16 protein-coding genes are annotated in these 18,365 nt (G+C 38.3%); 12 read left to right on the plus strand and 4 right to left on the minus strand.

All coding sequences use genetic code 11. The features are described from left to right. Positions 1–7: 7 nt before the first annotated feature. The 3 genes from HYG93_RS05375 to HYG93_RS05385 all read left to right on the plus strand — a co-directional run bounded on the left by HYG93_RS05375 (position 8) and on the right by HYG93_RS05385 (position 6,617). Entirely contained in the window at positions 8–4,528 is a 4,521-nt protein-coding gene (locus tag HYG93_RS05375) for a translocation/assembly module TamB domain-containing protein (RefSeq protein WP_120365440.1), read from the plus strand. 267 nt (positions 4,529–4,795) lie between these two features. After that, a complete protein-coding gene (locus HYG93_RS05380; protein ID WP_120365439.1) occupies positions 4,796–5,557 on the plus strand; it encodes a hypothetical protein in 762 nt (253 codons plus the stop codon). Positions 5,558–5,570: 13 nt separating this feature from the next. Next, the gene (locus tag HYG93_RS05385) at positions 5,571–6,617 is read left to right on the plus strand and encodes a linear amide C-N hydrolase (RefSeq protein ID WP_120365438.1); all 1,047 of its coding nucleotides are present in this window, start codon (positions 5,571–5,573) and stop codon (positions 6,615–6,617) included. 79 nt (positions 6,618–6,696) lie between these two features. Here HYG93_RS05385 and xseB read toward each other — a convergent pair whose 3' ends face one another. Continuing rightward, complete coding sequence (xseB, locus tag HYG93_RS05390) at positions 6,697–6,891, minus strand: exodeoxyribonuclease VII small subunit (RefSeq protein ID WP_106984856.1); 195 nt, start codon at positions 6,889–6,891, stop codon at positions 6,697–6,699. Continuing rightward, positions 6,888–8,165, minus strand: coding sequence for an exodeoxyribonuclease VII large subunit (xseA, locus tag HYG93_RS05395; RefSeq protein ID WP_120365437.1), 1,278 nt, complete (start codon positions 8,163–8,165; stop codon positions 6,888–6,890). Before xseA ends, xseB begins: the two co-directional genes overlap by 4 nt. 613 nt (positions 8,166–8,778) lie before the next feature. Here xseA and HYG93_RS05400 point away from each other — a divergent pair. The 4 genes from HYG93_RS05400 (at position 8,779) to HYG93_RS05415 (ending at position 11,182) form a co-directional block, all read left to right on the plus strand. Further along, positions 8,779–9,138, plus strand: coding sequence for a roadblock/LC7 domain-containing protein (locus HYG93_RS05400; RefSeq protein WP_120365436.1), 360 nt, complete (start codon positions 8,779–8,781; stop codon positions 9,136–9,138). Between the two features lie 68 nt (positions 9,139–9,206). Beyond that, positions 9,207–10,187 carry a hypothetical protein gene (locus HYG93_RS05405; protein ID WP_120365435.1) on the plus strand — a complete coding sequence of 327 codons (981 nt, stop codon included), beginning with the start codon at positions 9,207–9,209 and terminating at the stop codon, positions 10,185–10,187. Positions 10,188–10,196: 9 nt separating this feature from the next. Beyond that, positions 10,197–10,736, plus strand: coding sequence for an ATP/GTP-binding protein (locus HYG93_RS05410; protein ID WP_106984852.1), 540 nt, complete (start codon positions 10,197–10,199; stop codon positions 10,734–10,736). Between the two features lie 17 nt (positions 10,737–10,753). Next, the gene (locus tag HYG93_RS05415) at positions 10,754–11,182 is read left to right on the plus strand and encodes a roadblock/LC7 domain-containing protein (protein ID WP_120365434.1); all 429 of its coding nucleotides are present in this window, start codon (positions 10,754–10,756) and stop codon (positions 11,180–11,182) included. 174 nt (positions 11,183–11,356) lie between these two features. Here the strand turns inward: HYG93_RS05415 and HYG93_RS05420 are convergent, their stop codons facing one another. Together HYG93_RS05420 and HYG93_RS05425 are read right to left on the minus strand one after the other, a co-directional pair. Continuing rightward, on the minus strand, positions 11,357–12,652 hold the full coding sequence (locus HYG93_RS05420; RefSeq protein ID WP_120365433.1) for a Y-family DNA polymerase: 1,296 nt from the start codon (positions 12,650–12,652) through the stop codon (positions 11,357–11,359). A gap of 16 nt (positions 12,653–12,668) precedes the next feature. Beyond that, the gene (locus tag HYG93_RS05425; protein ID WP_106984849.1) at positions 12,669–13,298 is read right to left on the minus strand and encodes a LexA family transcriptional regulator; all 630 of its coding nucleotides are present in this window, start codon (positions 13,296–13,298) and stop codon (positions 12,669–12,671) included. Between the two features lie 290 nt (positions 13,299–13,588). Between HYG93_RS05425 and HYG93_RS05430 the strand changes: the two genes are divergently transcribed. From HYG93_RS05430 to HYG93_RS05450, 5 genes are all read left to right on the plus strand, one after another. Beyond that, on the plus strand, positions 13,589–13,792 hold the full coding sequence (locus HYG93_RS05430; protein WP_106984848.1) for a hypothetical protein: 204 nt from the start codon (positions 13,589–13,591) through the stop codon (positions 13,790–13,792). 106 nt (positions 13,793–13,898) lie between these two features. Continuing rightward, positions 13,899–14,330: an I78 family peptidase inhibitor gene (locus HYG93_RS05435; RefSeq protein WP_106984847.1), complete on the plus strand. Its 432-nt coding sequence runs from the start codon at positions 13,899–13,901 to the stop codon at positions 14,328–14,330. A 112-nt stretch (positions 14,331–14,442) separates the two neighbouring features. Then, complete coding sequence (locus HYG93_RS05440) at positions 14,443–14,802, plus strand: hypothetical protein (protein WP_106984846.1); 360 nt, start codon at positions 14,443–14,445, stop codon at positions 14,800–14,802. A gap of 203 nt (positions 14,803–15,005) precedes the next feature. Further along, positions 15,006–15,275, plus strand: coding sequence for a hypothetical protein (locus HYG93_RS05445; RefSeq protein WP_117007113.1), 270 nt, complete (start codon positions 15,006–15,008; stop codon positions 15,273–15,275). Positions 15,276–15,571: 296 nt separating this feature from the next. Continuing rightward, positions 15,572–18,211 (plus strand): bifunctional aconitate hydratase 2/2-methylisocitrate dehydratase, encoded by a 2,640-nt coding sequence (locus HYG93_RS05450; RefSeq protein WP_120365432.1) that lies wholly within the window; start codon positions 15,572–15,574, stop codon positions 18,209–18,211. Positions 18,212–18,365: the final 154 nt, after the last annotated feature.

Below are 18,365 nucleotides of genomic sequence, written 5' to 3' on the forward strand. Positions count from 1 at the left end.
GAGAGTTATGGCTGATCAAGAACAGCAGCAAGAAAACAATAACCAGCCAGAAGAAAGTGTACCTAAGCGACGCCGTATTTTAAGAAGTGTCTTGCTTACACTTGGCCTTATTATTGTATCGCTCGCGGCTGCATTGGCTGTGATGTTTTCTACAGACAAGGGCAGTAAGTTTTTGCTCGACCGTGTTTTAGAGCGCCAACAAATTATTCAGTATGAATATGAGGGTGGTAATTTATGGCGAGGCATTATTTTACGTAATGTTTTGGTCAGCCTAAAACCTGTAGACGTCAAAATTGATCGTGCTGATGTAAAATTAGGCTGGCGTGCAATTTTAAATAAAGAAATTCACTTAAGCCATGCTGATGTTAGAAATCTACAGATCATCACTAAACTCCCACCAAGTGATACACCTTTTAGCTATAGTGATATTCGTTTGCCATTTGTATTACGTGTAGATGATGCAGATGTAGACTATATGCTCATTAAAACCCATTCAGCAGGCGTAGATTTTTATGATATTCATTTAAATGATGCCTTGTGGTCAGGTACAAAACTTGAGTTTAAAGACTCGCGTGTTGATATGGGCTATTTAGCCGTACGTAGTGCAACGGGTTCAATGGACTTTACAGGTCGTTATCCAATTCATGCAGATGCTGTGGTGAATTTACCTTCATTACGAGAAAGCTTAAATATTCATGATATTAACGTTGCAGCTCGCGGTACTTTAGAAAGTATTCAGGCGGGTGTGGCAACCAATACGCCAGACTTACTGACGGGTTGGGCAGTTGTACGTCCAATGGATCATCACGTGCCAATGAAAGGTGCATTAAAGTTTAAAAACTACAATTGGCCACTCTTAACAGACTTCAAGCTACATTCTAAAAAAGGTGTGGCAGAGTTTCAGGGCAATATCGATCGTTTAGACTTAAATGTCAGAACGGATCTGAAAGGAAAAGATCTACCTGAAGGCCAGTACAGTGCCATCATGCATACCGATTTGATTCATCAACTAAATATTGACGACTTAAATGCACAGTTAATGCAAGGTGCTGTGAGCGCTGCTGGTGTGGTGAGTTGGAAGGATCATGTCACTTGGGATATTCGTGGTGCATTATCCAAAATTAATCCTAAAGATAAATTAATTCCACAAGTGGTACAGGACTTTTTACCACCAAGTCTAGACGGCAAAATAGGCTCTAAGGGTACACTAGAAAATGGTCTGCATTTAACAGCTTTGGTTGACTTTGATAAATACGAAACATGGAATCTAAAGTTAGATCAAAATCCAGTTAAAAATGATAAACCACAGCCAATGCTGATGAATGTGTCTTGGAAGAATATTGATCGCGCTGTGCCTTATGTTGGATGGTTAAGTAGTGCTTCTGGTGATGCGAAATTAGCATTGGTTGAAGGTCAGCAAAATATTTTTGTTGCAACAGCTGTGTCCGCACATGATAAAGGCATGCTTCCTGCAGGCCAGTATCAGGCTCAATTAAACCTCAAAAATAACAATTTGAATGTGCCAAGCTTTAGCTATATTGCACAGCAAGGCGCACTTAAAGGCAGTGCCGTGGTTCAGCTTCCAGATGACAAGCGCATGCTGAAGTGGAACGCACAGCTTTATGCAGATCATTTTAATCCGCAGAGTATTGCTGCTGCCGCACCTATCGATGTTTTAAATGGTCAAGTAAAAGCCAATGGTTATGCCAAGCCAAATCAGCAAATTATTCACTTAGATGCAGTTGATTTAACTGGGCGTTTAGTGGGTCAAAAAGATACTGTTCGTTTGACAGGTAAGAGCACAGCAGCCTTACTTTTCCAAGATGCTAAACAAGGCGGTGCGTTTAAAAGCTTTGCTGTGCAATATGATGGCGGTTTAACCGCAAGTCAGTTAGCAGCCAGCCAAGGTGTATTAAAGTTAAATGTAGCAGGCACACCTGAGTTAATTAAAATTTCAGAGTTACGCCATGATGGTGTCGCTGGCAAAATTTTGGCCAATGGGGTTTTAAACCTTAAAGATGGTTTGGCTTGGAATGTGAATGCCTCATTGGTACGTTTTAAACCGCATTATTTTGCATCGAATGTGCGTGGCGAATTATCAGGTAATGTAAAAACACAGGGCCAATGGTCAGATCGTTTGAAACGCGTGCAGTTAGACGGTTTGAATTTGGCGGGTGTAATTAATGACAAGTCTATACGTGGTAAAGGTAACCTAGCTATTGTGGTTAATTCAAATCAAAGTGGATTATTGCCACAGCAGTTTGAAGCCAATAATTTGTACTTGGCGTATGCAAGTAACCAGATACAAGCCACAGGTAATGCACAAAACTTAAGGCTTAAAGTCAATGCGCCAGCTTTATATGAAATTTACCCAGGTTTAAGAGGTCGGGCATACGGCTATTTAAATATGCAAGTGCAACCTCGACTACAAGCCTCTGCAAACTTAGCGATTGATAATTTCGGTTTAAATAACCTGTTTAGCATTCAAAAAGTACGCATACAGGGACAATTGCCAACATCGCAAAGTGTTCCGTCATTGTTGACCGCAACTTTAGACAACTTACGCAGTGGTAACCGTGGTATTTCGAAGGCCTCACTGTCACTGGCAGGTACACGTAATGCACATGTGCTCAAAGTAAATGCAGAAAATAAAATTACTAAATTTGGCGTACAGTTTGCAGGCGGATTTAATGCGCAAAATAACTGGCTAGGCCAAATCCAAAAAGGTGATTTCGACTCACTGCGTACTCGTCTTGTACAACGTCAAAATGCTTCGATTATTTATAATACAGCACAGTCGGATGTTTTTATTGGCGCACATTGTTGGATGAGTCAGCAAAGTGAGTTGTGTTTTGATCAACCTATTCGTGTTAATCCCAACCGTGGCAATGTGTCATTTACTACGCGTAACGTGGACTTAAATGACTTTGCGGCCTTCATGCCCGACGGTTTAGCGCTGACAGGTAAGGTCAATGGTTATGCCAAAGCCTCATGGGCAAAAGGTGCAAAACCTAAAATTGATGCACGTTTACTCACGCGCGACGGGGTAATGGGCTTGGCTGCAGAAGATCCGCAGTATCTTGGCTCAACCATGAAATACGATGAAGTGGCGTTGGTACTCAAAAGCGTTGCACAAGGTTTACAGCTTCGATTAGATGTAAAAGCCCCTGATATTGGTACAGGTTATGCCAATGTGGTGATTGATCCTTATAAAGAGTCAAAACCAATGAACGGTGAGATTGCCTTTAATCAAGTGCAATTGAAAATTTTGAAACCGTTTATTCAAGATGTGCGCGCGTTAGGGGGCACCATCTCGTATGCGGGTAAAATCAGAGGAACACTGACATCGCCATTATTAGAAGGTGAAGCACGTATTAAAGATGGTTCAATCAGTATGATTTCTTTACCTGTGAACCTAACCAATATTCAGTTGTATTCTGCCATTCGCCAAAACAATGCTTCAATTAACGGTGCATTTAATAGTGGACGTGGTGTTGGTAAATTAACAGGTAGTGTGGATTGGAAAGATGAACCACGGGTACAGCTCAGCTTAAAAGGCAGTGATCTGCTTATACGCCAAGCACCACTGATTACGGCCCAAGTCACACCAGACTTAAATTTAGATGTTTACCCATTTAAAAAACGTTTAACTCTGAATGGTACGGTTGAAGTACCGCGTGCACTTATTTCAATGCCTGAGTCTTCAGTGCCTGTTACGGCTGTTTCATCTGACGTTCGTATTGTGCATGAAGGCGATAATCAGCTCGAAATTTTAAAATCAGCACGCCCTTGGGATATCCGTGCTGACCTTAGTGTAAGCTTGGGCAATCAAGTGATTTTCCAAGGTTTTGATAGTCGTATTCCATTAATTGGTCGCTTGAATTTATCACAACGTGGTTTAGAAACAGCAATGCGTGCCAATGGTGCAATTGGTGTATCTAAACGTGTGAAAATTGAAGCTTATGGCCAAAGCCTAGATTTGAATCGTGCGATTGCTCGTTTCAATGGCCCATTGTCTAATCCAACCTTAGATGTGGATGCCAATAAAACTATTCAGAGCAGTACTGTGGGCGTACGTGTAACAGGAACTGCAACAAGTCCGAGTATTCAAGTGTATAACGATGCTGGCTTATCTGAACAAGAAGCGATGAATGCATTAATTACGGGACGTATTAATGAAGGCGCGACAGGCTTAAGTCAAACTGAGAGCTTTAAATCCGATGTAAACAATACCATTGCAGCTGCTGGTATTAGTATGGGCTTGGGCGGTACACGTGCCTTAACCAATCAGATTGGTCGTACATTTGGTCTAAGTGGTTTGGCGTTGGATGCACAAGGTACAGGTGATGATACCCAAGTATCTGTAACGGGTTATATTACACCAGACTTGTTTATTCGTTATGGTGTAGGTGTATTTACTCCAGTCAATAAATTGACATTGCGTTATCAAATGAACCAACGCCTGTATTTAGAAGCAAGCCAATCTTTAGAACGCGCAATAGACGTATTTTATAACTGGCGCTTCTAATCTTGTTTGTTCTGTAGACCTAAAAATATCCGCCTAAATTTAAAACCATTTAGGCGGTTTTTTTATTACGGTGCATTTTAAATGGCGCAAACAATTACATCATGTGGCATTTATTGGTATTGGGTGAGTTAAATTTACTAAAGTATTTTTAGTATGTAATGATAAAGATATACGGTTATAAATCTAGCTGAAGAGGTTGGTACAATTTAATAGTAGAAACTGATAAAAGTATGCTAAAAAAGAAATAGAACACATCAGGATAATAAAATGTACTTAAAAACTTTAATAAATTTTACGGTGGGTTTAGCGCTAATAGCGAGTCAATCAGCAATTGCAAATGAGATTTCGGATACATTTAAAGGAAAAACGAAACTCAATTTGAATCTTTATGTTTTTGTTGCGGATATCGATGGCGATATTAGCAAAGGTCCTATTTCCTATGAGGTTGAACAGCCTTTTAAAGAGACGTTAAAAGAGTTAGATAAATCCTATATGGCACATTTGGATTTGAGTAAAGGCAAATGGGGGATTTATGCAGATCGTCAATATGTAAAAACTTCTCAAGATAAACAGGTTTTGCATGTTCCTTTGGCTTTGGCGACTAAGTTGGATCAAAGTAGCTACGGTATTTATTATCAGGCCTATGTTTCCCCTGAGCAAACCAAAGATCAATACGCTAAATTCATTGTTGAGCCCACTATAGGTATGCATCATACAGATGCCAGTGCAACACTTGGTGCTTTAAATCATAAGATTCAAGCTTCTACAGACTGGGATGAATTCTTTTGGGGTGCACGATTTAAATATAACCTCGATTCTGCGTGGAATTTTGCTTCAGAAATCACTTTTGGGGTTGAAGATACCCGTTCTGTACAAGCTTATGTCGGTTACCGCATTCCTGTATTTAACCGACATTTGAATATACGTGGGGGCTATCGTTATTTTGAGCAAGATTATACAAGTGGTGATTTCAAGTGGGATATTAAAGAACACGGACCAGTCGTCGGCATAAATTTACCAATTTTTTAAATAGAGGCGTTTCATGAATAAAGCATTACAAAAAGTGTTATTCGCAGCAGGATTGATGTTTGCTGCTGAAATGGCTTCGGCATGTACGCGTGTTATTTTTCAGGGCAATAATGAGATTATGACAGCCCGCTCAATGGATTGGAAAAGTGATGTCGGCACAAACCTATGGATTTTACCCAGTGAGGTTAAGCGTAGTGGTTTGGCTGGTCCAAAATCTGTGCAATGGACGTCTAAATACGGCAGTGTGGTTGCAACAGGCTACGATATTGCCACGACTGATGGCGTCAATGAAAAAGGCCTCATGGCAAATTTATTGTGGTTAGTAGAGTCTGAATATCCTGCAGTGCAAAAAAATACCAAAGCAACTTTAAGTATTTCACTATGGGCTCAATATGTATTGGATAATTTTAGCTCGGTAGATGAAGCGATCAAGTTTTTAGAAAAAGAACCGTTTGTAGTCGTATCAGATCACGTGCCAGGTGAAAATCGCTTAGCGACGTTACATTTATCAATTTCAGATGCAACAGGCGACAGTGCCATTATTGAATATATTAATGGCAAGCAGGTCATTCATCATAACCGCAAGTATCAAGTGATGACCAATTCACCTACCTTTGATCAGCAACTGGCGCTCAATACATATTGGCAACAAATCGGTGGCACCACCATGCTACCAGGAACAAACCGCGCAGCTGATCGTTTTGCTCGTGCATCGTTCTACACCAATGCCATTCCAAAAAATGCAGATCAAAAACATTCTTTGGCAGGTGTATTTAGCGTGATTCGAAATGCTTCAGTACCTTTTGGCTTAAATACAGAAGAAGAGCCGAATATTTCATCTACTCGCTGGCGAACAGTTGTAGACCATAAGCGTGGTTTGTATTTCTTTGAGTCGGCTGTTTCGCCTAATGTGTTTTGGGTGGATTTAAAAGATATCAACTTTAAAGATGGTCAAGCCAAGAAGTTGGAGCTGAGTGCAGATCAGGCCAAAGTATATGCCGGCAAAGCCAATGATTCATTTAAAGTGACTAAACCATTTGAGTTTTTAGGCGCTCGTTAATCTAAACAAAATAGATTAAAAAAAAGTAATCCTAGGATTACTTTTTTATTTTGCAGTGTATTTACGCCGTATACATACTTTATTCTTTGAAAGTTTCATTGAGTGCATTTTGCACAGCGTCAACTCGAGATTTACAAGCTTTATAGGCTTGCATAGATTCCTCAACAATTTTCATCAAATTATCAATATCTGGTTCTTGTTGCGATTCTAGCAATTCAGCATTTTTCTTTAAAACGTCGTAGCCTTGTTTAAAGCTGATGGATTCATTACTCATGGTAATACTCCCGTATGCGGGTGAATATGGATCAGTTTGGCATCTAAAATGCCATCCTGAAGTTCAATTTGGATAGGTTGAGAGGCCTTTAGCTGTTGAACATGACGAATGCTGTGACCATCTTGACGCACAACAGCAAAGCCTTTGGAAATTACTGTGCGTGGGTTTTGTAGTAACGCTTCACGCATTAAAGCTTCTACTTGATGTTTGGCAAATTTCAGTTGCTGATTGGCATAGTTTTCAGTCAGTCCAATGAGCTGCGTGAGCTGCTTGGAGGCATCCTGTAGCTGGTTTTGTGCAAGGGTTTGAATCAGGGTTAAGAGTTGGTCATTTTGATTTTGATAGACGCTAATTTGCTGTTGTGACATGAGCTGGATGCTTTGCAAATAGTCGCTGACTTCCTGTGCACGTTCCACAATATGATTTCGGATACCTGCGATGACTTTACTTGGCGTATCAAAAGAACGGTGCGCGATTTCATCTAAAATTGTACGGTCTTTTTCATGACCGATGCCGACCCAAATAGGAACGCTACGCTTACAAAGTAAAGCCGCTAAGTCATAGTCATTTAAATAGGCTAGATCATTGACTGCACCACCACCACGAATAATCACAATGAGGTCTGGGGCGGTATCATATTGGTTTGCCCATTGTCTTAAACCTAAGGCCAAGGCATCTCGAATACTTTGCGCCGCTGTATTGCCTTGAAACGTCGCATAATGATAAATAAATTGGCACACTTTTGCATTGGACAGCGCATCTGCATCTTTTTTAAAGTCACCCAAGCCTGCTGCTTTTTCTGGAGCAATAACCAACACACGTTGAATATCAAAAGGGGATGCTAAACGTATATTACGTTCGATTAAACCTTCTTCTGTTAATTTTACTAAGATTTGCTGGTAGCGTTTGGCTAAATCACCTAGCGTAAAGCTAGAGTCAATTTCTTCTACATTCACAGAAAAGCCGTACTGTGGATCAAATCGGGCACGTACTTTAATAAGAACATTCAAATCACGACTGAGTTCAATACCACTTTCTTTTTCAAATGTGCCGACGATTTTTGACGCCGTAAATTTCCATATCGTCGCTTTACAGCTGGCAATGACTTTGTCACTGTCAGGATCTTTTTCTGCCAGTTCTAAATAGTAATGACCACCTTTAATATTTAGATTACGAATCTCCGCCTTGACCCATACAGCATCATCAAAAGCCAGTTTGATGACGTTTTGAACGGCTGATAGATATTCACTCAGTGAAAGTTGTGAGTCGTTCATTAATTAATAGAGTATAAATTATGCAAAATGTTAACAAATTATAAGTTTTTTTAGCGGGTGAAAACATGAATTTTGTATAAATTATTTAAGTAGTTCATAAGCTGAGTGAATCTAAATTATTGTGGGCCTCACGAGATGAAAAAAATTAAATATATATGTAAAATAACCATATATTTGGTTTTTTGAATTTAACCATTTAAATAACGAAAAATAATTAAAAAAATCACTGTAAATTATTATTAATTATTGTTTTTTTTATTCCTTTGATAGTTATTGCTAATTGGGTTGCTGTTTTTTGTAAAGATAAGCTAAATATAAAAATATATTTATTAAAAAATAGAAAATAAAAATTGGCTTAAAATTCTACAAATTTTGATTAAAAAATCGATTTTTTCAGCGTTATTTTTTGCTTTTTTTAGTATTTTTTCTTATGTTTATATTTGTTTTGTTAATTAATTATTGAGTTTTTCTATATGTTAGCCATTATTTTTGGATGATTTTAATTGATCTAATTTGCCAATGAACGATAGGTTGTTTGATGATATTTTTTTACCGCAGTAATTTATTTTTTAAATATTATCAAAATATAATCTAAATTCAGGGGGAGTACAGCATGGCTAAAGTATCATTAGATTCTTTGCTTGAAATTGATGGTTTTATCGCGAGTGCGCTTGTGGATAGTGAGAGTGGTTTAGCTCTTGCTACACAAGGTAATAATACAATTGATTTAGAGCTTGCGGCAGCAGGTAATACAGAAGTAATTCGTGCAAAGCGAAAAGTATCTAAAGCATTAAATTTGAATGATTCGATTGAGGATGTTTTGATTACGTTGGGTAAGCAGTATCACTTAATCCGTCCATTGGATTCAAATGAAGCATTATTTCTTTACTTAGTGTTAGATCGAAGTAAAGCTAACTTGGCTATGGCGCGTCATGAGTTAAAGCGCTTCGAGAAAGAGCTTGATTTTTCTTAATTGAAATAAAGGTTATTGCACCTAGCAATAACCTTTTTAATTTTTAACCAATATGATTGTCTAAAATTATGGCTAAATCAGTTTATGTTTCAATATTCGGTTTAAGTCTTTCGACGATTAATGATTTAAAAAATATTATTTATAATAAATTTTCTAGCCAGTTTGATATTTGTTGGACACCTATTTCAGATGATAGGTTGCAAATTTTATTAATAAATGATGATTTTTCAGATATTAATTATGTTGAAAAAATAAATAAATCGAATGTAAGAATTTTAAAATTAAAGAAAAATGAAAAATTATCAGGTGAACTTTTTAATAATACACTATATTTACCCATAAATTCATCACAGATATTGAATGAATGGATTAGTAATGCGTTAGATGATATTCATGAAACTTATTATAATAATGAAAATTCATGCAATATTTTTCCAGAAAATGCTGATATTTCGAATACCATTAAGCATCAAATTCTTACGTCTGCTTTTTTGCAAGTTACGCAAGAATATTCAGGGATTAGTCATTTTGTTATTGAAAATAATGACAAAATAATCGCCTGTTTTGATTTGAAAAATAGGGAGTTTTATCAACATCCAGAACTGACCAGTATTACGGGGCAAGATCTATCAATTGTACCGGCAAACCTTAATATTATTGTTAAGTTTAAGAAAAATTTTCAATATAAAGAACTCAATACTGGAATTTGGCAATTTATTTGGGATCATTCCCCGTCAGATTTACCTGAATATTATGGTGCATATCGTTTACGTCATTGGCCACAACCTGAGCTAGATCAGCAACGTCATGTAGTATTAAAAATTTCTGCTTATTTTAGCCGAGGATGTACGGTGCAATATATTGAGCAAAAAACCAGTATTAATGCAACATTGATCAATCGCTACCTATTTGCATGTCACATTGCTCAAATTGTAGAAGAAATTCCTGAAAAAGATTCATTGGGTCAAATTACGACGCCTTTAGAAATTCAGGAAGTAAGTAAGGTGCGTGGTTTTTTTAACAGCTTGCGTAAAAAGCTAGGGTTATAGTGGAATAAAATGATTTTACATCAATACAAAATAGTTTTTGCAGGGACAATGGGTGCGGGGAAAAGTGAGGCAATTAAGTCATTATCCAGCGTTGGCGTTGTATCCACGGAAGCAATTAACACGGATACTCAGTCTCACACTAAAATGTTTACTACAGTCGGAATCGACTATGGTGAATTAATCTTAGATGATGGAACGAAAGTAGGGTTATATGGTACGCCAGGCCAAGAACGCTTTGATTTTATTTGGAGTGAGATTTGCAAAGGGGCTTTAGGTACAATTATTTTAATAGATCATAGCACTGAGAATCCAATCAAAGAGCTTGATTTTTATTTAAATTATTTTAAAACTGTTTCTGAAAATATTATTATTGGTATAACGCATTTAGATGTGAAAACAGCTTATAACACATCTATTTATAGAGATTGGGAAAAAAGTCAAATAGATACAAAATATCCGCTATTCTTTATTGACGCCCGTGAAAAAAATGATGTGCTTTTACTCATTGAAGCATTGATTGCCAATGCAGAAGTTCAATTTTCAATTTAATTATTTAAGGTAAAAGTATGTTAGCACATCAATTGAATCGTCAAGCGCCAGAGGCACTTGTAGAATATGCTCACGAGCATCTTAATGCATTGCTCAGAGATATTTCGGAAGTTGAATTTACTATGCTGTGTTCTACAGATGGGTTTGAGCTTAGTTCAGCATCTAAGAAGAAGATTGAGAATGCCGGTAAATTGGCCGCTGTAAGTAGTTCTATCCTAGCTATGGTACAGGCTTTTATGGGCGAGATAAATTTGGAAGGTTGTCAAAGCTTAACTTTGGACGCCAATAATGGCAAAGTCGTATTAACGGCTATTCCAAATGCTAAATACCCAATGGTCTTGGTCGTACTAACCTCAAAAAATGTGCTTTTAGGTCAGCTATTGTATTCCATCAAGAAAATTGCTGAAGCAATCACGCAAAAAACCGAAATCATCAATCATGGTTAATGCAGTTTTGCTCTATAGATGTTTTTAAAAATATGCTGATTATTTTTGATGCCGTAAATTTTTGAATTTTGGTTTTACAGTTGGCAATCATCTTGTCGCGGTTAGGTTTTATTTCTACTAAGTTTAAATAGCCATAACCGCGCTTGATGCATAACTGAAGAATGTCTATATAGCCTATTTCACCCTTAAGAGTTCATTCCAGTTACTTAAATAAGCGGGCGAGCATAGATTTTGTTTCATACGCCATGTGGAAGCATCATCTTGGGGGAGCCCGATAGAAACAAAGTGATGACCAAATCTTTTTTGAATATTATCGAGTGTATCGGAGAGTTTGGAGCGACTTTGACGTTGCGCAAGATCACAAAATAAGTCGGGTACAAAATTTTGCTTGGCTTGTAGTTGCAATAAAACGACGCCTGCTTTTTTATATTTAAATCCAGCTTTATAAATTGTCTCAACGGCATACGTTGCTGCTTGTGTGATGCTGAGTAAATCATCGGTGTGTTCATTGAGCGTAATGGCGGTATAAGGTGCATATTTTTCGTTATTACCAAAACGTCCTGTCTGAATAAATACACCCACCATACGGCATAAAGACTGATCTGCTCTTAAACGCGTGACAGCACGGGCAATATAAAGCCGTATAGATGCTTTAATGTCTTCAAGTGCATAAACTGGCTGTCCATACGAGCGACTGCTAATAATTTGATATTTACATGGTGCGTCTTGCTCAATGTCTATACAGGCTATACCTTGCAGTTCACGTACAGTTTTTTCCATCATCACACTAAATAAGCGACGCATGTCCTTTGGGTTAGTTTCAATTAAATCCAATACACTGAAAATATTTATCTGGTTTAATGATTTGTGGTGATTGCGCCCAATTCCCCAAACTTCATTTACAGGCATTTGGGCCAGTAGTTGTTCTGAGGCGCAAGGATCCATTGTGACTAAATTGCAAACCCCATTTAAGTATGTATTTTGCTTTGCAATATGATTGGCTATTTTTGCTTCAGTTTTTGAGCGTCCAATACCAATACAGCAGGGAATACCTAGCCATTGATTGACGGTTTGAATAATTTTGCGTGCATAGTCCGTTAAATCAAATAAATTTTGATAACTGGTGAAATCTAAAAAGCATTCATCAATTGAATAAATTTCCCGCTCTTCGTCGTTTACAAATTGCCCTAGGATATTCATAAAGCGTTTTGACATTTCGGTGTATAAACCGTAATTGCTCGAAAGTACTTGTACATTGTGCTGTTGTATTAAGTCTTGAATTTGATATACAGGCACCGCCATTTTAATGCCTAAAGCTTTGGCTTCGGCGCTACGCGATACCACACAACCATCGTTGTTTGAGAGAACAACAACAGGCACATTATTTAATTTGGGATTAAAAACACGTTCACAGCTGACGTAATAATTGTTCACGTCGACTAACGCAAATATTTTATTTTCGGCTTTCATAGCAATGCTCTATATTTTACAAACGCTTATAGAGCTGCTTAAGATTAAATGTCACCACACCCTGAATGCTAATAGTTTGCGAGTCTTCTGGAATGATATGTTCATAAGCAGGATTTTCTGCTTTTAACCACATTTCAGGCAAGACTTTATTGGCATCGCCAAAGATATCGGCAATTTCATCTTTAGACATTTTTGCGCTAATCATCAGGCGTTTTAGTGTAATTTCACGGTTATCAATCAGTGCAACCACAATATCGCCATGCTTGGCTTCTAAACTACGGTCAACCAAAAAGGTGTCATTAATTTCAAAGCCTGCATGAAGGAGTGATTCACTATCTACATGTGCAATAAAGGTTGCTAATGGATTAATCACCAAATAATCATTTAAGTCTAAGGCTTTTTCAAAGACATCTTTATTGGCAAAAGCAGGCCCTGCAGGAATTCGCTCGAGTGCAACAGGAAGTTGAATATGCGAGTTTCGCTTGATGGCTTGCACATTGAGATTCGAGTGTAAAAATGCATCTGAAATATCTTGCTGTTCAAGCAAGGCATTAATAGTCGGACTGGGTTTGCCATTGTCGCCCATGAGGTGTTGTAAGGACGACCACGCTTGGTCCGAAAAATAAATCGGCAGCTTTTTTGACATATTTGCTCCTACGCTACAAGGCGTGTTTGAAGGAAATCTACTTTTTAGCATAAGGGTTGCGTGGTTCAATTTTCAAATTTAAAAAGCTTTAAAAATCAGTAGCACGTCAATTTAGGACGTTTAAAATGGAAGAGCTTGATGCTAAGCATGCGCTTGTATTTGGTTTTAAGACTGGATTTAAGATGAGAATAATCAATAGTAAAGTGAAAATGCAGATTGAAAATCAATAAAACCATACTAAAAATATGTGTATATTGAAAGAATATGATTTCTCATTTGAGTATAAGACGATGTCAACTAAATTTACGCTAAGATTTGCCATGATTTTGCTATTTGTTTTGGTGTTTACAGCAATTGCGATTCATTTTTTCTTTAACCCAGGTGCGACAGTCATTCTTTGGATTTTTGCAATGCCAATGATTTTAGGTGTACCAATTTTATCTTCAGTGGTTTTAGCGACTAACGAAGAACTTGATATTCATTCGGTCAATTAAGTATTTTGTTTTAAGCGCTTTTTATATTTTCGTGTGGCTTTGCAATAAAGCAGTTTTCGCTTTGAAATAACTGTTAATTTAAAGGCTAATCATGAAGGAAAGACCAATGAAAAATATGATTTGGATGAGTTTGATGGTGGTTGGGCTCGCAGGTTGTGCGACTCATAATAGTCAAAGCACAGTGCCAAAAGTGGGGATGGCTAATCCTGCAAGTCAATACTGTGTGGATCAAGGTGGAAAGCTTGAAATACGTAATGAAACGAATGGTCAGGTTGGATATTGCCATTTAGCCAATGGGCGGGTAGTAGAAGAATGGGCATTGTTCCGTGCAAGTCAGGCCAATTGTTCTGCTGAAGAGGCGAAGCGTTTGGTTGGACAATCGAATTTATCTAAAGATCAAATTAAAGTGCTCACAAAATCTCAAATTGTCAGAATGGTTCAACCCGGACAACCTGTAACAATGGATTATCGTGCAGAGCGTGTAACGGTTACAGTCGATCCAAGTAGCAAAAAAATTACTGCTGCAAGTTGTGGTTAAGTCAAATTGTTCAAAAAGCCCGTAAGGGCTTTTTGTTTGTTTAGAATGCTCTCATTATTTACATGACAAAAGCCGAGCGATCTTTTATATTGCCTGTCGTAAGGAGAAATTCATGAAAAAGTTACTCGCTTTATCTGTTTTGGTGGCTTTGGTTGGTTGTGCCGAAAAGAAACCATTAACACCTGAAGAGCAATGGCATGGTTATTGTCGTAGTGTGGGTAATGCTGCACGTACTGTAATGTTAGATCGTCAAAATGCGATTGAAAAAGACAAAGCAGTAGAACATGCTTCAAAAATTGAAGATGAAACTACGAAAAAGTTTCTGATCAGTATTATTGACGAAGTGTATGCCTTGCCTGAAGATGCGATCAAAAATGATGTAGAAGCATCACGCGAAAAAATCCGAGCTGAATTTACAGCCAAATGTATTGCAACGCCACATGACGAAATGCCAGATTACAAACCATTTTAAGCGTGTAGCTTGATACAAAAACCGTTCATATTTGAACGGTTTTTTTATGGGTATCTATTTTTTTATGTATAGACAGGAATACTTATAAATAGCCTAAGCAGAATGTGATCACAAATTGACACAAAACCTATTTCTAAAATATAGAAAAGCTTATCTTTTTAATGAATAATGATTTTGAAGATCCGCATTAAAAGGAGTAGCAAATGGATGTTGTTGGCTATATGAACCATGCAGATTTACTTTTGGAAGATGAACAGGGCCTTGTCATTATTGGTGGCGTAAATTATGTGCTGAGCATTGGGGACAAGGTTTATTTTAAGCATAATATTATGCAGGGAACATCGCGTTGCGAAGTCGATATTTCGTTCGCAAGTAATCAGCACTGCGGTAGATTTGAAGACCAGTGTCAGGTGAAATTTAGTGGCAGTCGTACAGAATTAAACCAATATATTTCGGCAACTACAGTACACTAAGGTGGAATATCCAATCTTAAAAAATATAGGCAACATTTAGTTGCCTTTTTTTATGGGGTGAATTCCACTTCAAAGTTAATTTGTGAGTGAAAAGCATGCAATAACTGTTGAATTTGATTGTAGATTAAGCAAAATCGATACCATTTATTTACAAAATAACGGGCATCACAAAGAAACACTTTACTTGCATTAACTTTTAACTGGAATTTTAGTAAAATTTAGCAGTCCATATTACTTGTGAAGCTTTTATAAAGCAGGAATTCGTGAGTAATTTTTTAAAAAAGAGGAATAACACTGTGCTAGAAGCTTACCGCCAACACGTTGAAGAACGTGCCGCACTCGGAGTCCCACCGAAGCCACTTGATGACGCTCAAACAGCTGCATTAGTTGAATTATTAAAAAATCCACCAGCTGGCGAAGAAGCATTCTTAGTTGATTTGCTTGAAAACCGCGTTCCTGCAGGTGTTGACCAAGCTGCTTACGTTAAGGCTGCTTTCTTAGCTGCTTTGGCAAAAGGTGAAGCGACTTCTCCACTTGTAACTAAAGAACGTGCGGTTTACCTACTAGGTACTATGCTTGGTGGTTATAACGTTGCTCCTTTAGTTGCTCTTCTTGATGATGCTGAGCTTGCTGAACTTGCAGCTGACGCGCTTAAGAAAACTCTTCTTGTATTTGATGCGTTCCACGACGTTGCTGATAAAGCAAAAGCGGGCAATGCAAATGCACAAGCAGTTATGCAATCTTGGGCAGACGCTGAATGGTTCACTAGTCGTAAAGACGTTCCTGAAGAAATCAAACTTACAGTTTTCAAAGTAACTGGCGAAACTAACACAGACGACTTGTCACCTGCACAAGACGCTTGGAGCCGTCCAGACATTCCGTTACACGCTAACGCAATGCTTAAAAACGTACGTGACGGTATCAACCCAGAAGTTCCTGGTGAAGTTGGTCCGCTTAACCAAATTAAAGACCTTATCGCGAAAGGCAACCAAGTTGCTTACGTAGGTGACGTTGTTGGTACTGGTTCTTCTCGTAAGTCAGCAACTAACTCTGTACTTTGGTTCTTCGGTGAAGAAATTGCTCACATCCCGAACAAAAAAGACGGCGGTTACTGCTTAGGTTCTAAAATTGCTCCGATTTTCTTCAACACAATGGAAGATGCTGGTGCATTACCAGTAGAAATCGATGTTCAAAACATGAACATGGGCGACGAAATCGTTCTTAAGATTGATCACGCTGCTGCTAAAGTTACTGCGTTCAAAGATGGCGCTCAAATCGCTGAATCTGAACTTAAAACTCCAGTTCTTCTAGACGAAGTACGTGCTGGTGGCCGTATCAACCTTATCGTTGGTCGTGGTTTAACAACTAAAGCTCGTGAAGCGCTAGGTCTTGCACCTTCAACTTTATTCCGTACTCCAGTTCAACCTGCAGCTACTGGTAAAGGTTTCACTCAAGCTCAAAAAATGGTTGGTCGCGCTTGTGGTCTTCCTGAAGGTCAAGGTGTACTTCCAGGTACTTACTGTGAACCTAAGATGACGACTGTTGGTTCTCAAGATACAACAGGTCCAATGACTCGTGACGAATTGAAAGACTTAGCTTGCCTAGGCTTCTCTGCTGACCTAGTTATGCAATCTTTCTGTCATACAGCTGCTTATCCAAAACCAGTTGACGTTCAAATGCAACACTCGCTTCCTGATTTCATCATGAACCGTGGCGGTGTATCACTACGTCCAGGTGACGGTATTATCCACTCTTGGTTAAACCGTATGCTTCTTCCAGATACAGTAGGTACTGGCGGTGACTCGCATACTCGTTTCCCAATTGGTATTTCATTCCCAGCGGGTTCTGGTCTTGTAGCATTTGCTGCTGCAACTGGCGTTATGCCGCTAGACATGCCTGAGTCTGTTCTTGTTAAGTTCAAAGGTAAAATGCAACCTGGTATCACTCTACGTGACCTAGTACATGCGATTCCTTACGTTGCGATTCAGCAAGGCGACTTAACTGTAGAGAAAAAAGGTAAGAAGAACATCTTCTCTGGCCGTATCCTTGAGATCGACCTTACAGAAATGGAAACTGACCTTACTGTTGAGCAAGCGTTCGAACTTTCTGACGCATCTGCTGAACGTTCTGCAGCTGGCTGTTCAATCACACTTTCTGAAGAGAAAGTTGCTGAATACCTTCGTTCGAACATCACTATGCTTAAGTGGATGATCTCTGAAGGTTATGGCGATGCGCGTACTATGGCTCGTCGTGTAGAGAACATGGAAAAATGGTTGGCTAACCCATCACTTCTTAAAGCTGATGCTGACGCTGAATACACTAAAGTGTACGAAATCGACCTTTCTACAATCACTGAACCAGTTCTTTGCTGCCCGAATGACCCAGATGACGCTAAATTGCTTTCTGACGTTCAAGGCGTGAAAATTGACGAAGTATTCGTTGGTTCATGTATGACTAACATCGGTCACTTCCGTGCAGCTGGTAAACTTCTAGACAAAGTTCCTGGTGGTTCTTTATCTACTCGTCTATGGTTGGCTCCTCCAACTCGTATGGACGAGCGTCAATTGATGGAAGAAGGTTTCTACAACATTTATGGTAAAGCTGGCGCTCGTACTGAAATGCCAGGATGTTCATTATGTATGGGTAACCAAGCGCGCGTAGCTCCGAACACTACATGTGTTTCGACTTCTACTCGTAACTTCCCGAACCGTTTAGGTCAAGGCGCTAACGTTTACTTAGCTTCTGCTGAACTTGCATCTGTTGCTGCTGTACTTGGTAAATTACCAACTCCAGAAGAATACCAACAATATGCAGCTCAAATTGATAGCATGTCTGCTGACATCTACCAATACTTAAGCTTCGACAAAATGGAAACGTATACTGACGCTTCTAAAGAAGTTGATACGAAGAAAATTGCTGCTGCTCAATTATCTTAATAATTAATAATTAATAATTAATAATTAAGATAAAGTAGTTTATAAAAGCTTCACTTAGGTGGGGCTTTTTTTTATGAAATTAATTAAATTTGATATTCAAAACTTTAGAAATATTACGAATGCTAATGAAATAAATTTTAAAAATTATTCAGTA

Source organism: Acinetobacter sp. SwsAc6, from assembly GCF_013391565.1.
Classification (GTDB): Bacteria; Pseudomonadota; Gammaproteobacteria; order Pseudomonadales; family Moraxellaceae; genus Acinetobacter; species Acinetobacter cumulans.

Excerpts from the sequence above, each read along its gene's own strand:
- HYG93_RS05375 (WP_120365440.1), top strand. The coding sequence starts at position 8 with ATGGCTGATCAAGAACAGCAGCAAGAAAACAATAACCAGCCAGAAGAA.
- HYG93_RS05380 (WP_120365439.1), top strand. The coding sequence starts at position 4,796 with ATGTACTTAAAAACTTTAATAAATTTTACGGTGGGTTTAGCGCTAATA.
- HYG93_RS05385 (WP_120365438.1), top strand. The coding sequence starts at position 5,571 with ATGAATAAAGCATTACAAAAAGTGTTATTCGCAGCAGGATTGATGTTT.
- xseB (WP_106984856.1), bottom strand. The coding sequence starts at position 6,891 with ATGAGTAATGAATCCATCAGCTTTAAACAAGGCTACGACGTTTTAAAG.
- xseA (WP_120365437.1), bottom strand. The coding sequence starts at position 8,165 with ATGAACGACTCACAACTTTCACTGAGTGAATATCTATCAGCCGTTCAA.
- HYG93_RS05400 (WP_120365436.1), top strand. The coding sequence starts at position 8,779 with ATGGCTAAAGTATCATTAGATTCTTTGCTTGAAATTGATGGTTTTATC.
- HYG93_RS05405 (WP_120365435.1), top strand. The coding sequence starts at position 9,207 with ATGGCTAAATCAGTTTATGTTTCAATATTCGGTTTAAGTCTTTCGACG.
- HYG93_RS05410 (WP_106984852.1), top strand. The coding sequence starts at position 10,197 with ATGATTTTACATCAATACAAAATAGTTTTTGCAGGGACAATGGGTGCG.
- HYG93_RS05415 (WP_120365434.1), top strand. The coding sequence starts at position 10,754 with ATGTTAGCACATCAATTGAATCGTCAAGCGCCAGAGGCACTTGTAGAA.
- HYG93_RS05420 (WP_120365433.1), bottom strand. The coding sequence starts at position 12,652 with ATGAAAGCCGAAAATAAAATATTTGCGTTAGTCGACGTGAACAATTAT.
- HYG93_RS05425 (WP_106984849.1), bottom strand. The coding sequence starts at position 13,298 with ATGTCAAAAAAGCTGCCGATTTATTTTTCGGACCAAGCGTGGTCGTCC.
- HYG93_RS05430 (WP_106984848.1), top strand. The coding sequence starts at position 13,589 with ATGTCAACTAAATTTACGCTAAGATTTGCCATGATTTTGCTATTTGTT.
- HYG93_RS05435 (WP_106984847.1), top strand. The coding sequence starts at position 13,899 with ATGAAAAATATGATTTGGATGAGTTTGATGGTGGTTGGGCTCGCAGGT.
- HYG93_RS05440 (WP_106984846.1), top strand. The coding sequence starts at position 14,443 with ATGAAAAAGTTACTCGCTTTATCTGTTTTGGTGGCTTTGGTTGGTTGT.
- HYG93_RS05445 (WP_117007113.1), top strand. The coding sequence starts at position 15,006 with ATGGATGTTGTTGGCTATATGAACCATGCAGATTTACTTTTGGAAGAT.